The sequence below is a fragment of the Roseburia inulinivorans DSM 16841 genome (genome assembly GCF_000174195.1).
Taxonomy (GTDB): domain Bacteria; phylum Bacillota; class Clostridia; order Lachnospirales; family Lachnospiraceae; genus Roseburia; species Roseburia inulinivorans.
The window spans coordinates 128,984-143,944 of the sequence record NZ_ACFY01000170.1 but is presented as its reverse complement, the minus strand read 5'-3'; the positions used below and the strand labels follow the sequence as shown (position 1 = coordinate 143,944).

13 protein-coding genes are annotated in these 14,961 nt (G+C 43.0%); all 13 read right to left on the bottom strand.

Going from position 1 to position 14,961, the window contains the following annotated elements; all coding sequences use genetic code 11:
• Positions 1 to 153 precede the first annotated feature (153 nt).
• Positions 154 to 810, bottom strand: a complete 657-nt coding sequence (gene phoU / locus ROSEINA2194_RS19160; RefSeq protein WP_007890571.1) for a phosphate signaling complex protein PhoU — start codon at positions 808 to 810, stop codon at positions 154 to 156.
• Positions 811 to 834: 24 nt separating this feature from the next.
• Positions 835 to 1,587, bottom strand: a complete 753-nt coding sequence (gene pstB, locus ROSEINA2194_RS19155) for a phosphate ABC transporter ATP-binding protein PstB (protein WP_007890570.1) — start codon at positions 1,585 to 1,587, stop codon at positions 835 to 837.
• Positions 1,588 to 1,676: 89 nt separating this feature from the next.
• Positions 1,677 to 2,558, bottom strand: coding sequence for a phosphate ABC transporter permease PstA (gene pstA, locus ROSEINA2194_RS19150; RefSeq protein WP_007890569.1), 882 nt, complete (start codon positions 2,556 to 2,558; stop codon positions 1,677 to 1,679).
• A 7-nt stretch (positions 2,559 to 2,565) separates the two neighbouring features.
• Positions 2,566 to 3,423, bottom strand: a complete 858-nt coding sequence (gene pstC / locus ROSEINA2194_RS19145) for a phosphate ABC transporter permease subunit PstC (protein WP_007890568.1) — start codon at positions 3,421 to 3,423, stop codon at positions 2,566 to 2,568.
• A 194-nt stretch (positions 3,424 to 3,617) separates the two neighbouring features.
• Positions 3,618 to 4,586 (bottom strand): substrate-binding domain-containing protein, encoded by a 969-nt coding sequence (locus ROSEINA2194_RS19140; RefSeq protein WP_007890566.1) that lies wholly within the window; start codon positions 4,584 to 4,586, stop codon positions 3,618 to 3,620.
• A 102-nt stretch (positions 4,587 to 4,688) separates the two neighbouring features.
• Positions 4,689 to 5,975 (bottom strand): MFS transporter, encoded by a 1,287-nt coding sequence (locus tag ROSEINA2194_RS19135; RefSeq protein ID WP_007890565.1) that lies wholly within the window; start codon positions 5,973 to 5,975, stop codon positions 4,689 to 4,691.
• Positions 5,929 to 6,990: an alpha/beta hydrolase gene (locus tag ROSEINA2194_RS19130; RefSeq protein WP_007890564.1), complete on the bottom strand. Its 1,062-nt coding sequence runs from the start codon at positions 6,988 to 6,990 to the stop codon at positions 5,929 to 5,931. Before ROSEINA2194_RS19130 ends, ROSEINA2194_RS19135 begins: the two co-directional genes overlap by 47 nt.
• A 17-nt stretch (positions 6,991 to 7,007) precedes the next feature.
• Complete coding sequence (locus tag ROSEINA2194_RS19125; RefSeq protein ID WP_007890563.1) at positions 7,008 to 7,796, bottom strand: glycerophosphodiester phosphodiesterase; 789 nt, start codon at positions 7,794 to 7,796, stop codon at positions 7,008 to 7,010.
• Positions 7,797 to 7,876: 80 nt separating this feature from the next.
• Entirely contained in the window at positions 7,877 to 8,458 is a 582-nt protein-coding gene (locus ROSEINA2194_RS19120) for a GTP pyrophosphokinase (protein ID WP_227970512.1), read from the bottom strand.
• 122 nt (positions 8,459 to 8,580) lie between these two features.
• Positions 8,581 to 10,977 carry a glycoside hydrolase family 3 C-terminal domain-containing protein gene (locus tag ROSEINA2194_RS19115; protein ID WP_007890561.1) on the bottom strand — a complete coding sequence of 799 codons (2,397 nt, stop codon included), beginning with the start codon at positions 10,975 to 10,977 and terminating at the stop codon, positions 8,581 to 8,583.
• Between the two features lie 214 nt (positions 10,978 to 11,191).
• Positions 11,192 to 12,436: a HipA domain-containing protein gene (locus tag ROSEINA2194_RS19110; RefSeq protein ID WP_007890560.1), complete on the bottom strand. Its 1,245-nt coding sequence runs from the start codon at positions 12,434 to 12,436 to the stop codon at positions 11,192 to 11,194.
• Between the two features lie 202 nt (positions 12,437 to 12,638).
• A complete protein-coding gene (locus ROSEINA2194_RS19105; RefSeq protein ID WP_007890559.1) occupies positions 12,639 to 13,826 on the bottom strand; it encodes an amidohydrolase in 1,188 nt (395 codons plus the stop codon).
• A gap of 166 nt (positions 13,827 to 13,992) precedes the next feature.
• Positions 13,993 to 14,955 carry an ABC transporter ATP-binding protein gene (locus ROSEINA2194_RS19100; protein ID WP_007890557.1) on the bottom strand — a complete coding sequence of 321 codons (963 nt, stop codon included), beginning with the start codon at positions 14,953 to 14,955 and terminating at the stop codon, positions 13,993 to 13,995.
• Positions 14,956 to 14,961 lie beyond the last annotated feature (6 nt).

Genomic DNA, 14,961 nt, shown 5'->3' with positions numbered 1-14,961 from the left:
GACATATACTAGGTTATTGTTTACATTTTGATTCCATATTATAAACTACGTGTAAATCTTATGTCGGTTTTATGTAAAATCTATGTAAAATCGTAATCAGGAGTCTTTTAGCATACCTTTTTTATATCTGTAAGGGAAAAGTTTTCTTAAGTTTTATTCGTCCTCGTGTTTTCCGGTGATAGAATAGATCACCCATTCTGCGATGTTGGTTGCATGATCTCCGATCCGCTCAAAATATTTTGCAACCATCAGCATATCCGTTGCCATCTCACCATTTTTTACATTCTCATTGATTTTTTGGATGAGTTCTTTCCGGAAACTGTCAAAAAGATCGTCCACCACATCATCACGGTTGATTACCCAGCGTGCCAGTTCGAGATCTTTGTTGACAAAAGCATCCACGCTCTTGATGACCATATCGGTTGTCTCTTTTGCCATCTCTTTGATTACTTCCATATTAATGGCGCTTTTTTCATAATCGGAATCTGCCATTAAAATGGTCATCTCCGAAATATCCGCTGCATGATCCCCGATACGCTCCATGTCCGTGATCATTTTTAACGCTGCGGAAATTAATCTTAAGTCTTTTGCTACCGGCTGCTGTTGAAGCAGCAGTTTCATGCAGAGAGCTTCGATCGTTTTCTCCTGCTCATCTACTTCCACGTCAAATTTGATCGCCTGCTCTGCTTTTTCTACATCCTGCTTTACCAGTGCTGATATCCCCATCTCAATCGCCTGCTCGATCAGGCTTCCCATCTGGATTAATTCATTATTTAATTCTAATAACTGTCTGTCAAATCGGTTTCTCATGTCATTCTCTCCTTTTTATTTATGTCAACCAAAACGTCCTGTGATATAGTCCTCGGTACGTTTATCCTGTGGAATTGAGAATAATTTTTCTGTCTCGCCAGCCTCGATCACCTCTCCTAATAAGAAGAATACGGTTTTATCCGAAACACGCACAGCCTGCTGCATATTGTGTGTGACCATGACGATGGTGTACTGTTTTTTCAGTTCAATGACAAGATCCTCGATCTTGGATGTGGAGATCGGATCAAGTGCGGAAGTCGGTTCGTCCATTAGGATGACTTCCGGTTCCACTGCCAGTGCCCTTGCGATACATAATCTCTGCTGCTGTCCACCGGACATGCCGAGTGCGCTTTTTTTCAGACGGTCTTTCACTTCATCCCAGATTGCTGCATCACGCAGGGATTTTTCCACGATCTCATCTAATTTTGCTTTGGAGCGGATACCGTGGGTTCTCGGTCCATAAGCAATATTGTCGTAAATACTCATTGGGAACGGATTTGGCTTCTGGAATACCATGCCGACTCTTTTTCGTAAAAGATTGACATCCATCCCCTTATAGATATCCTCGCCATCTAACAGGACATTTCCTGTGATCTTACATCCTTCCACCAGGTCATTCATTCTGTTCAGACTTTTTAAAAAGGTGGATTTTCCACAGCCGGATGGTCCGATAAAAGCTGTGATCTCGTTTGCATGGATGCTCATATTGATATCTTTCAACGCATGAAAATCACCGTAATATAAATCAAGGTTTGAAATTTTAAATTTTTCACTCATATTGTTTCCTTTGCTTTATCTGTCTGTTCACAGACGTTTTATTTTATAATGATCCATATTCAGATTTTTATCTGAATGTTTTTTCGGATTTACTTTGTTGCAGCTTCCAGTTTCCTTGCGATCAGGGACGATAATCCGTTGATGAGAAGCACCACGATCAGAAGAACGACTGCTGTTGCGTATGCCTCATTTGTGTGAAGTCCCTCTCTTGACAGCGAATACATATGAATTGCAAGGGTTCGTCCGGAATCCATGACACCTGCTGCCTCCGCAACGGTTCCTGCCGTATAGATCAGTGCCGCTGTCTCTCCTACGATACGTCCGATCGCAAGGATGATACCGGACAAAATACCCGGAATCGCCGTTGGAAGTACGATTTTAAAAATGGTTCGGAGCTTTCCTGCGCCGAGTCCGAAGCTTCCCTCACGGTACATATCCGGCACACACAAAAGCGCTTCCTCCGTCGTTCTCATAATGACCGGGAGAACCATGATCGCAAGTGTTGCCGCGCCAGCTAACATGGAATATCCCCAATGCAACGCTGTCACGAAAAACAACATACCGAACAGTCCATAGATAATGGATGGGATACCGGTCAATGTCTCTGCTGTAATACGCACCAGCTCAACGAGTTTATTTCCTTTTTTTGCATATTCGACAAGATAAATTGCTGCTCCGATTCCAAACGGAACAGAAAAAAGCAGTGCGAGCAATACCATTGTGATGGTGTTGATGATCGCCGGCATCATTGACACGTTATCGGAATTGTAAGTCAGTGAAAACAGGCTTGGTCTTAAATATGGAACTCCGTGGATCAAAATATAGCCCACCAGATAAACAAGCACTGTCACGGTGATCACTGCAGAGGCTCCCACCAGAAGCAGTAAAATAAAAGATCCCGGATGTTTTTTATAAGATTTCAATCTGTCTTTCCACGACAGTTGATTGATCGGAGTGATATTTTTTTCCATACTGCCTCTACTCCTTTCCTCTACGTTTCAAAATAGAAAACGATATATTAATAATAAGAATAAACACAAACAAAACTACGCCTGTAGCAATTAATGCTTCCCTGTGAAGATCCGTGGCATATCCCATCTCGAGTACGATATTCGTTGTGAGTGTACGCACACCTTTGAAAATACTGTCCGGCACTCTCGCCTGATTGCCGACTACCATCATGACTGCCATTGTCTCACCGAGCGCACGTCCTACGCCGAGCACAACTGCTGCAAACACACCTGATTTTGCTGCCGGAACAACAACCGTAAAGACACTTCTCTCATGTGTGGCTCCCAGTGCGAGCGCTCCCTCATAATAGCTCTCCTCCACTGCTCGGATGGATGACTCGGACACGCTGATAATTGTAGGTAAGATCATGATTCCAAGTAACAGTGCTGCTGTTAAAATGCTCTGTCCATTGCCTTTGAAATGCTCCCTGACAAACGGAACCATAACAACCAGTCCGAAGAATCCATAAACAATAGAAGGGATTCCAGCCAGCAGATCAACGATCGGTTTTAATACCTTGTGTAATCTGTCCGGACAGAAACGTGCCATGAAGATAGACATCAGAATTCCGATTGGTACTCCGATGATCAAGGCTCCGCCTGTTACATAGATACTTCCCAGGATCATCGGGAAGATACCATATAAGCCGTTGCCGGGTTTCCATTTTGTTCCTCCGAGGAAGTTGGCAAATCCAATCTCTTTCATTGCCGGAACCCCATTTGCGAACAGGAACACGCAGATCAGTACAACTGCTACAATGGAAATAATGGCGGTAAACAGAAATACATATTTCATTACAATTTCTTTTAATTTATTGATATTCATATATTTATGTTCTCCAAAATCTGAGGAATGCCTGACAGTGCAGGCTTCATATCATTATGTAATGCTTTACAAATTGTAAATATCCTGATTTCCGAAAAAAGGCCGGAGGAGTTTTCCATCCGACCCTTCTGTCAGTAATTTTTTAATTTCTTATCTCTGATGTTTTTTTCATACCAGATATTTTCATTGATTACTTACTCTGCAAGTTCATCCCAGCTTGTAACATCTCCAACATAGACACCTTTTACCTGATCGGATGTAAGGTTTGCTGTCGGGTTGTCAAGATTTACGACCACTGCGATACCATCCATAGCGATTGTTGTTGCGGTAAGTCCCTGCTCTGTCTCAGAATCTTTTAATTCACGGGAAGCCATACCGATGTCACTTGTACCTGCTGCTGCGTCTGTCATACCTGTTGTGGAGTCACTCTCCTGAATCTCGATCTCTGCACCGGAGTTTACGGCTGTGTAAGCTTCTTTTAATTTTTCCATAACTGGTGTTACAGAAGAAGAACCGCTGACTGTCACTTTACCTGTTGCTCCGTTGGATTCGAATGCTGCCGCATCATCAGAACCGATATATCCGTTCTCTGTGATGACTGCCTGACCTTCTGCACTCATAATGTAGTTGATGAAATCCTGTGCGATGTCGCTTACTTCACCTTTTGTTGCAATGTTAAATGGTCTTGCAATCGTGTATGTACCATTTTTGATATTCTCTACTGTTGCTTCTGCTCCGTCAATGCTGACTGCTTTTACAGTGTCATCTAAAGAACCAAGGGAAACATAACCGATCGCATACTCATCACTTGCTACAGATGTAAGCATTACGGATGTGCTGTTTGTGATGATCGCTTCCTCTGTTGTGTTGTCCACTTTATTTCCGTCTGCGTCTTTTTCTTCGATTCCAAATAATTCGATGAATGCACCTCTTGTACCGGATCCATCCTCGCGGGATAATACATTGACATATTCACTTGCATCAAAGTCTGTTGTAGCTGCCGGTGCTTCCTCTGCTGTTGTGTCTGCTGCTGCATCTGTAGAAGCATCTGCTGTGGTATCTGCGGATGTACTGGTGTCTGCTGTATTATCAGAACCACATCCTGCGATCATGCTGACTGCTAACATTCCTGTTACGAATAAACTGATTACTTTCTTTTTCATTTTGATTTTCCTCCAAATCTTTATGGGATCTTGCGTTTCCCATCTTTGTTTTTTTGTCTCTGTCTCATTGACAATGACTACTTTAAAGTCAACGTGTAAAATCTAAATATCTCCCTTTGTAAAACGTCTGTAAAATGATGGTAAACCATTTTGATCCTCCTCTGTCCTGCGCTGCACCTGAAAGAAAACGAATCCGACCACAAACATGGCTGCGATCACTACCACTCCTGCTTTGGAAGTATCAAAAATCTGTGTGCTGATTCCCATTAACATAGTTCCCATAAAAGATGCACCCTTTCCGAATATATCAAAGATTCCGAAATACTCAGACGATTTTTCCTTTGGGATAATCTTTGCATAGTAGGAACGGGACAGCGCCTGGATTGCACCCTGAAATACCCCTACAAAAGTTGCCATCATCCAGAACTTCCATGCTGCGTCTAACTGCAGGGCGTAAACTGCGACTGCAAAATATGCAATGATGCAGACAGAAATTAGTTTTCCTGTCTCAAATTTCTGTGTCATTTTTCCGAAAAGAATCGCACATGGGAATGCCACAACCTGCGTCAGAAGCAATGCCAGCAGCAGATTAGCGTCACTGATCCCAACGTCTTTTCCGTAAGAAGTTGCCATCTCGATAATCGTGTATACACCATCTATATAGAAGAAAAATGCGAGCAGAAAGAGGGCAACTTTTTTGTTATCTTTCAATTCCGCCACGCTTCTTCCAAGTCTGGCAAAAGACTCCTTTACCATGGAGCCTTGATTTTCCACATAATATTTCTGTTCGTAATTTTTTAAGAGTGGGATTGTCACAAGTCCCCACCATGCTGCATTTAAGAAAAATGCGGCTGTCATGGCTGCCGGTGTGCTGATGCCAACTTTATCACCGCCTAACACCAGCAATAAACTAATGACAAATGGTACGCAGCTTCCGATATAGCCCCACGCATACCCATGGGACGATACCCCATCCATGCGTTCGTCGGTGGTTACATCTACCATCATGGAATCATAAAAAATCAGGCTGCCGGAAAATCCTACTTTTGCGATCACAAAAATAATCAAAAACATCAGCCACGTCTTCGGAATGGACAACGCTGCACATCCTAGAACACCGATCATCATGAAAAATGTAAATAACGGCTTTTTATGGTTTTTGTTGTCTGCGACTGCGCCGAGGATCGGTCCTAAAATTGCAACAATGATCGTAGAGATTGAGATCGCATAGCTGAGATATGCAGTAGAATCCGATGCGGAAACGCCCATATTCTGTGCCATGTTTTTAAAATAAATCGGAATGATCGTGGACACTAACAGCGTAAATGCAGAGTTTCCCACATCATACAGTACCCAGTATTTTTCGAGTTTCGTCAGTTTTTTTTTCATATTCGTTTTCCTCATTCATTCTTTCCTGTGCCGTATACACATGATTTAAAAATAAAAATATTTGTCTATAGTAACTGTCACGCACCGCCTCGCCTGCGTTAAAGATTTCATGTTTGGAATCCTTCATTCTTACCAGCTGTGCGGTCTTGGCTTTTTTAGCAAATTTTTCAATGCCACAATTGTCAACCATGTCGTCTTTTTCCGCTTCAAAGATTATAAGCGGAATTTTTATACTGTTAATGTTTTTTCTTTTCCGCAGCTTGCGGATTACTTTAAATCCTGCTTTTACCCAGGCATAGGTTCCACCGTAAGTCTGGTAATTGATATTCCGCAGGCGCATATTGTAGATATACATGTATCGTTCTCTGGAAACGCAGCTGCTTGTTTCAAAGGATGGTTTTTCTGAAAAACCACTCTGTCCGGCAGCATATTTCGTTCCCTTTCCGATCGCGCAGAAAAAATCTGCGGTAACTTTCGCAAGCCACTTCGGATACTTTCCAGTGTTCATCCCAAGCATCGGTGCTGACAGGATTGCTGCGTCAAAAGTCAGTGGGAACTCTTCGAGATACCGCACTCCAATGGCTCCACCCATGGAATGACAGAATAAGATTTTTCGTTTTTCTGTGAGTTCTACCACATTTTTCACAAAGCAATGCAGATCCTGCACATATTGCTCATAATCCTCGATATGAACTTTTTCGCCATCCACAACAATCCGGTCAGAATATCCGTGTCCCCTGTGTTCCGGGACGTAAACGGAATATCCGTTTTTCAGGAAATAATAGATGACTTCCTTATATTTCTCTGCAAATTCACAGAATCCGTGGCTGATGACAATAGCAGCTTTTGCCTGCGGAATCCGGTATGTGCGGTAATAAATTGCTGTGCTGTCATAGCTTTCTATGTAACCGTCTTTTTCATAGCTTCTCAGATATGGTTCCACATCACGTTTCATGGTTCGCTGATAATTCGCTTCTTCTGGTATCATGATGTTCTCTGCTCTTTTTTCTATCATAGGTATCTCTCACTGTCTCAACTCTGAAGGATTCTTTGAACCAGTTCAGGCTGCAGTTCTCCAAAACGGTATTCGTCCCTGATTTTCTTTGCTATATCCGGGTAGTTTGTGATCAGCGCATCCACGCCTGCCTCACACAGCATTCTCATATGTTTTTCTTCATTGATTGTCCATACATGAAGCAGTCTTTTCCGCTCTCTACAACGCTCTAAAAATCCCGGATAAAAAACGTTATATCCGGCCGGGTGAAGTGCGTCTGCCTTTACAACATCACATGCATAATCCACTGCATCAATGATTCCATCTTCATAGAGCATGCCCGTCTTAGCCTGCGGGTCTAACTCTTTGATTTTCCGGATCGTATAATGATTAAACGAAGAATAAATGACACGCTCCTTCATTCCAAGACGCTCTGTAAGCTCCAGTACCCGCTCTTCAATCCCCGGATAGAAAACAATTCCTGTTTTGATCTCCACATTAATGGTGAGATTTGTCGGTTTTATCAACCGATAAACCTGCTCAAGTGTTGGGATCTCTTCCTTTGTATATTCCAGATGCGTTTTGTTAAAATTAAATTTTTTCAGTTCTTCATAGGTATAATCTTTTACCCAGCCTTTTCCATTGCTCACACGATCGATCGTCTCATCATGGATGACAACGAGCTCACCGTCTTTTGTCATCTGCACGTCCAGTTCGATTCCATCTGCTCCCATCTCAACTGCTTTTTGGAATGCATCTAATGTATTTTCCGGGGCATAGCCGCTGGCTCCCCGGTGTGCCCATACCTTTGTCTTTTCCTGATCCATTTTTACTCCTCTTTTCTGATCTGCTTTGCTAATATCGTTTCATTTTATGTATGTCTGCCGTTTGGGATTACCGGATACTTTCACATTTTCTGTATCTTCTTACGAAGTTCCAGCATCTTCTTATCCACACCCGCAATGACGTCTGCGTACTGCTTTGTTGCCTTCTCTACCGCTTCTAACTGCCCGGCGTCCTTTTTGTAACACATCTGGGAATCTAATTCTGCCCAGTAGTCCATGGCGACTGAACGGATCTGTATCTCAACTCTCACTGCGGTTGTCTTATCCAGATAAGTTACCGGCACTTCCACGATCAGATGAAGGCTTTGATAGCCGCTTTTTTTCGGCTTCCTGATATAATTTTTTTCTTTGACAATGGTAAAGTCTTTCTGTCTGCGCACTGCGTCCGCAATCTGATAAATATCGTCCGCAAAATAACACACCACACGGACTCCGGCAATATCATTTAAAGTATTGACTGCTGTTTCGAAAGTGACTTCACGTTCCTTTCTTTCCAGCTTTTTCACAATGCTCTCGGCAGTTTTAATTCTGCTACACAAATTTCTGATTAATGGGCGTTCATTTTTCTTGGTCAGATCTGCATCAATCATGCGAAGTCTTGTTAACATCACATCAATTGCATACTGATACCGCGCCTGCACCATCGGCGCTTCCAATTTTACTTTTATCTTATTTGTTTCCATACATAAAAAAATAAGGCAGCTATGTAAAATCCATAGCCACCTTACGTGTGTTTTGTGTAAAATTTATTTTTTGTTCCTCTACATTAATCTCTCTTCACTGCCGCTTTGATCAGATGTGCCGTTCCTTTGATACGGTGTCCGTTCGCCATCTCCGTTAAGGCTCTCGCCATCTCCATTGTGACAAATCCACCCGTCATTTTTGCATATCCACGGATTGGCATGTTGTAGTTGAACAGAACATTCAGGTTCGGTTTTCCCTGCCACTCGCTGATCTTAAGAAGTAATTTCAATACTCCGTAGAACAGTTTGCCAAAGATACCTTTTCCGTAATAAAGCTGGCATACTGCATCGTTCATCTGGATCTCACCGCTCCAGCTTCCATCCGGGATTTCTCTTCCGTAAAGTTCTCTGTACTCGATGTCATCCACGTTCTCAATCTTACCGCTGAAATATTCCGGTAAAATCTCTTTGCTGTAACCACCGTCTGCCACAGTTCCGGCAATTTCCAAGCTGCCTTCTAATACCATTGTAACTGCATCCGTTCCTACCATGATCTGATAATTACCGGATTCTACTTCCCATGTATTGGTTCTTGTGTCATAGAAACGGAAGGTCTTGTCCTCAAATGCGATATGTACGGACTTTTCCTCTCCCGGAGCTAATGTCACTCTCGCAAAACCTTTTAACTCACGGACCGGACGGAAAATTGTCTCGGACTGTTTTCCGACATAAAGCTGCGCAATTTCTGTTCCTTCCACATCTCCGGTGTTTTTGATCGTGAAGGTCACACCGTCTTTGTCAACGGAGAAATTGCTGTATGCAAAAGTTGTATAACTCAATCCATAACCAAATGGGAAACGGACTTTTTTGCCGACCGTTGTATAATAACGATATCCCACATAGAGAGCCTCGCGGTACTCGCTGCTGCGCTCCTTGCTTGGATAGTAGTGGAATGCAGGAGTATCTTCATAGTGAAGTGGATAAGTCTCATTTAATTTTCCGGATGGGCATACCTTTCCGGTGAGGACATTCATCATTGCAGATGCGCCTGCCTGACCACCTAAATATCCGTGAACGATACCTTTTACATAGTCAAACCACGGCATCTCAATAGAAGATCCTGCTGAGAGAACAACAACCACATTGGTATTCACGGCTGTGATCGCATCGATCAGTTCATTCTGTGCCTGCGGCATATGCATATGGGTACGGTCAAGTCCCTCGGACTCGCTGATCTCATCCAATCCTGCAAAAACAAGAACAACGTCTGCATTCTTTGCTGCTTCCACTGCTGATTTTGCAAGTGCTGCATTCGGTTTGCGGTTGCGGATATATCCCTGTTCATAAGCGGTCATTACAAGTCCACTGTCCCCAATCACATCTAAGATGGATTCCGGCTGTCTGGTCGGATTTACAAGAGAAGAACCTGCACCCTGATAACGTGGAGTCTTTGCAAAATCACCGATCACTGCTACTTTTGTTCCCGGTTTTAATGGCAGGATGTTGTTACTGTTTTTCAGTAAAACAACACTTTCTTCGGCTGCTTTTCTTGCTAATGCATGGTGTCCTTCAACATCAAATTTTTTGCCTTTTCCATCAACTGTTGCCTGATGGGTTGCAAAAACAACATTTAACAGTTCATCCAGACGCTGATCTAATACTTCTTCCGGTAATGTGCCGTCTTTTACCGCACGGACAATATCACGCATGCCTGATTTTCCGGTCCCCGGCATCTCAAGGTGGCTTCCGTTCATAACGCCAAGTGCATGGTCGTTGCTTCCGCCCCAGTCGGATACGACATAGCCGTCAAATCCCCACTCATCGACTAAGATTTCCTGTAACATGTGACGATTCTCATTTGCATAGACACCGTTTACTTCATTATAAGAAGACATGATGGATTTGGATTTTCCCTCTTTGACTGCGATTTCAAATCCGGTGGTATAGATTTCCCGGAATGTACGCTCATCAACAACAGAGTCGCTTGCCATACGACGGAGTTCCTGGCTGTTTGCCGCAAAATGCTTTGGACATGCTGAGATTCCCTTGCTCTGGATACCTTTTACATAAGCGGCTGCCATTTTTCCTGCATGATACGGATCTTCGGAAAAATACTCAAAGTTACGTCCACAGAGCGGGCTTCTCTTAATGTTGAGTCCCGGTCCTAAGATGACATTGACATCCATGGTCACCGCTTCCTCTGCAAGTGCAGTACCGATCTCCTCCCCTAATTTTTCATCCCAGCTGTTTGCGATCGTAGCTGCGGTCGGGAAACAGGTTGCCGGAAGGCTGGCATTTAATCCAAGGTGGTCTCCTGCACCGGCCTGACGTCTTAACCCATGAGGTCCGTCGGACATTGCCATGGATGGGATTCCGTACTTCTCAAAATCTACAGTCTCCCATGTATTTTTACCGGACATCATCAGTGCTTTTTCTTCCAGAGACATCTGTTTTATGATTTCCCCATATTTTAAGCTCATTTTTCGTTCTCCTGTTCTTTTGGTGCTCACGGATTTTATTTGTTGTGTTATTGATACCAAAATGTATGTTATCTGGATCGCAACAATAAAAAATAAAACCCATGCTGCTATTATTTTTTGTTAGCATAATGGTAGCATGGATTTTATTTATAAAATGAAAAATGGCATAAATGGTTGTTTTTTTTACATAAACTGCAAAAGAGGAGATGCTTTACTACATCTCCCCTTTCTTATATCCACCAGAACCACTGTATGCTATATTTTCCTTCACATCGTTCTTATAGTCATCTATTGTATATACTGTTTGGTTTGCATGAATCACTTTTTCTAACATTTTTACTCTGTTTTTCAATGCCGCGCAAAGCGCATCACATCTTTTTTCATCAACAAAGAGCGATCCCCTCACTATTTCCCGGAATTCTTCCTCGATACCACTTAACTTTTCCATAGCAAGCCATTCAAAAGAACTCACAAGCTTTATCTGCTCTTCGTGTGTATTTTTAAACGGTTTGCACACCAATTTCGTTATATCTCCTATCATGGCTGTCGGCTTATCAAACCACATGGACGTTCCACTGTCAAAAATTGGGGCTGCACACATATATTTTAATGACTCTGCCTTACGGACTACCCCGAAATTATTCAAATGCCTGTCCTCATTTACAAGCAGATAGTCCAGAACGATCATCTGATCTAATGCCTTACGAATCTCCGGCACTCCGTTTTCCTCGCAGCAATTGATATAATGCTGATAGATTGAAATATGATTGGGCTTTCTGCTCGTCTGCATCAGATGCCATGCAGAAATAAGTTCTGTCTCCGGTGTGATAAAATCTTCACATACACTATATGGGTAATCATCCTCCACAAGAAGTGAATATTTTACATGTGGAATGTCCAGCCTGTCCATAATCCTGCTTGCGAGAACTTCATTATACGGTTCCTGCTGTGTGGCACCACTTCCCCCTTTTATCAGGCAACGTTTATCATCTATTATTTTCCATTTCTTCTTCAGCCATCCATCTGAAGTATTATCCGGTGACATTAAACTTACCGGATTACCAGATGCTGTCTGGTCAAACAAAATATTTCCCACATCATCTGAAAATGTATTCTCAAAAAAATTTACCTGTTCCCACGTTATGCCTGAATTCTTCGGGCACACCCAATACTGATCTGACAGACTTAATCCCAGACACTTTTCCAACAGCATCTGCGTGGAGGACATGTGTAATTTCGTCAATGCATTCTCAATCCCCATACGGCTGGCTGGAATCGCACGTCCTTTCCACCATGCATTAAGCGCGGCTCTGTCAATGATATTTTTTTTCACTGGAATTCCTACCGGTACACGTTCTTTCTCATACACTATACCAACAGTTGAAATTGCTCCTGAAGCTTCATCCAATTCTAAATCTGCTACTGGGAAATTCTTATGCATTAATGTATACTTCTTCATGTCAATCGCCCTCCTCTCTGCAAATTGCTATTACCATCCTATATCTGTAGAATCATTATTATCCCAAAATAAACTATTATGGTTTATTATAACAAAGGCATCTGTTGCTTTCAATCGGACTTTGTTCCAAATCAGGCTTGAACCTTAAAAGGGCTGGCGCATTCATGAACACGCCAGCCCTTTTAAGGTTCAAGACAGAGGATCACAGCGAATTATTTTTGTATACAATCTTTCCATCAATGATTGTATACAAAATTTTCGTATCTACTGCAAACGGACTTCCCTTTACCAGTACAAAGTCCGCATCCTTTCCTTCCTCAATGCTTCCCACCCGGTCCTGGACTTCGATATGCTTTGCCGCATTGATCGTGACAGCCTGTAATGCAGTAAATTCATCCAGTCCGCTTGCGATTGCTTTTCCGGCGCAAAGCGGAAGATATTGCTCCTCACTGACAGGAGAATCCGTGATAATACAAACGGAGCACCCTGCATCCGCCAGATCTGCCGGTGTGGAAAAGCTCTTATTTTTCAATTCATATTTGGTTGCATATCCAAAAGAAGGTCCGACCGCAAGCGAATACTCTTCTTTCGCAAGTTCGTCCGCGATCAGACTTCCATCTGTCACATGATCCAGCTTTAAATTCAGATCAAATTCCTTTGCAATACGGATTGCCGTGAAAATATCATCCGCACGGTGCACGTGGGCTTTCAGTGGAAGTTCTTTTCTTATGACCGGGAGCAGTGCTTCCAGTTTCGCATTATATTCCGGCATTTTGCTATAGTCCATATTATCCGGATATCCTGCCGCTTCCTGTCTTTTTTCATAAAGCTCTGCCTGACGCAAAACTTCCCGGAGTTTCGCAGCAATTGTCATCCGCGAATAGATTCCCCTGCTTTTATAACAGTTTTTCGGATTTTCGCCAAACGCAATTTTCATTGCCGATTTTTCTTTTACAATCATATCATCAATACGCTTCCCATACGTCTTAATGACACAAAATGTTCCACCGATTACATTTGAGCTTCCTGGTCCTGTTGACACGCAGGTTACGCCGCCTGCTCTTGCCAGCTCAAATGCTTTGTCCTGCGGATTGACCGCATCGAGTGCAGAGAGTTCCGGCGTGATGGCATCCCCGATTTCATTAAAATCATCTCCGGCATACTCCACCGCATATCCGTCCAGTCCCAGATGACAATGTGCGTCCACAAATCCCGGATACACGTCAATGCCGGATGCATCAATTATTTCCGCATCATTGATAACTGCGCCCTCTAACACCGGAGCAATTTTCTTTATCTTTCCATTTTCTATTAAAATATCAGCCGTAAATGCTTCTTTTTCCACGGCATTATGGATGTTTCCCTGCTTTATCAACAAATACTGATTCATTCTTTTTAAACCTCGTTCATAACTGTTTTATATTCAGTATGTCCGGGTTGGTTTAAATTATGAAATATGGATTGAAATTCTACCATCACTTTATATAATGTTCTTTTACTTTCGCTAAAAAACCTCTGTGCAGGCTCCATACCCACACAGAGGTTTTTCATTTCTGTCACACTTCGTGACATCTTACCCAGTGTCCGTCTCCGCTTTCCTTATACTCCGGTACTTCCGTCCGGCACTTGTCCGTTGCATACGGACATCTTGTATGAAAGACACAGCCGGATGGTGGATCCATTGGGGAAGGGATTTCTCCCTCCAACGCCACATGGCGCTTCCGCTCCCTCGGATTCATGTTTGGCACAGATGCCAAAAGACTTTTCGTGTAAGGATGCTTCGGATGATGGATCAATTCGTCCTTCGGCGCTTCCTCCACGATATGTCCAAGATACATAACAACAATGCGGTCTGAGATATAGCGCACAACATTGATGTCATGGGAAATAAAAATACTCGCGAGCTTTCTCTCCCGCTGTATTTTTTTCAACAGGTTGACAATCTGTGCCTGCACCGATACGTCCAACGCCGATACCGGTTCATCGCAGACGAGAAAGACCGGATTTAAGATCAACGCTCTGGCAATTCCGACACGCTGTCTCTGTCCGCCCGAAAATTCGTGCGGATACCTGTCGTAAACTTCTGACGACAATCCCACAAGTTCAAGCGTCTCCAATACCTTTTCCCGGCATCCCTGCTTCCTGCCCTGAATCTGCAGCACTTCTTCTAAAGATTTCCCGATGGTCTCCCTCGGATCAAGGGAACTGTACGGGTCCTGAAATACGATCTGCATTTTCTGCCTGTATTTTCTGAGTTTGCGCTCCGAATAACCGGTAATATCTTCACCGTCCAGATAAATTTTTCCATCGGTCGGTTCCGTCAACTTTAAAATCGTTCTTCCAAATGTACTTTTACCGCAGCCTGTCTCACCTACCAGTCCCACAGTCTCGCCCTCATAGACTGTCAGTGACACGTCATCCACTGCCTTTACGACCGCTTTTTTCTTTCCGACCACTCCCTTTACAGGGAAATATTTTTTGATATGCTCCGCTTTGATTACTGCTTTTCTCTCGTCCATATATAA

Excerpts from the sequence above, each read along its gene's own strand:
- ROSEINA2194_RS19115 (WP_007890561.1), bottom strand. The coding sequence starts at position 10,977 with ATGAGCTTAAAATATGGGGAAATCATAAAACAGATGTCTCTGGAAGAA.
- pstA (WP_007890569.1), bottom strand. The coding sequence starts at position 2,558 with ATGGAAAAAAATATCACTCCGATCAATCAACTGTCGTGGAAAGACAGA.
- ROSEINA2194_RS19120 (WP_227970512.1), bottom strand. The coding sequence starts at position 8,458 with ATGGTGCAGGCGCGGTATCAGTATGCAATTGATGTGATGTTAACAAGA.
- ROSEINA2194_RS19130 (WP_007890564.1), bottom strand. The coding sequence starts at position 6,990 with ATGATAGAAAAAAGAGCAGAGAACATCATGATACCAGAAGAAGCGAAT.
- ROSEINA2194_RS19110 (WP_007890560.1), bottom strand. The coding sequence starts at position 12,436 with ATGAAGAAGTATACATTAATGCATAAGAATTTCCCAGTAGCAGATTTA.
- pstC (WP_007890568.1), bottom strand. The coding sequence starts at position 3,423 with ATGAATATCAATAAATTAAAAGAAATTGTAATGAAATATGTATTTCTG.
- pstB (WP_007890570.1), bottom strand. The coding sequence starts at position 1,587 with ATGAGTGAAAAATTTAAAATTTCAAACCTTGATTTATATTACGGTGAT.
- phoU (WP_007890571.1), bottom strand. The coding sequence starts at position 810 with ATGAGAAACCGATTTGACAGACAGTTATTAGAATTAAATAATGAATTA.
- ROSEINA2194_RS19125 (WP_007890563.1), bottom strand. The coding sequence starts at position 7,796 with ATGGATCAGGAAAAGACAAAGGTATGGGCACACCGGGGAGCCAGCGGC.
- ROSEINA2194_RS19135 (WP_007890565.1), bottom strand. The coding sequence starts at position 5,975 with ATGAAAAAAAAACTGACGAAACTCGAAAAATACTGGGTACTGTATGAT.
- ROSEINA2194_RS19140 (WP_007890566.1), bottom strand. The coding sequence starts at position 4,586 with ATGAAAAAGAAAGTAATCAGTTTATTCGTAACAGGAATGTTAGCAGTC.
- ROSEINA2194_RS19105 (WP_007890559.1), bottom strand. The coding sequence starts at position 13,826 with ATGAATCAGTATTTGTTGATAAAGCAGGGAAACATCCATAATGCCGTG.
- ROSEINA2194_RS19100 (WP_007890557.1), bottom strand. The coding sequence starts at position 14,955 with ATGGACGAGAGAAAAGCAGTAATCAAAGCGGAGCATATCAAAAAATAT.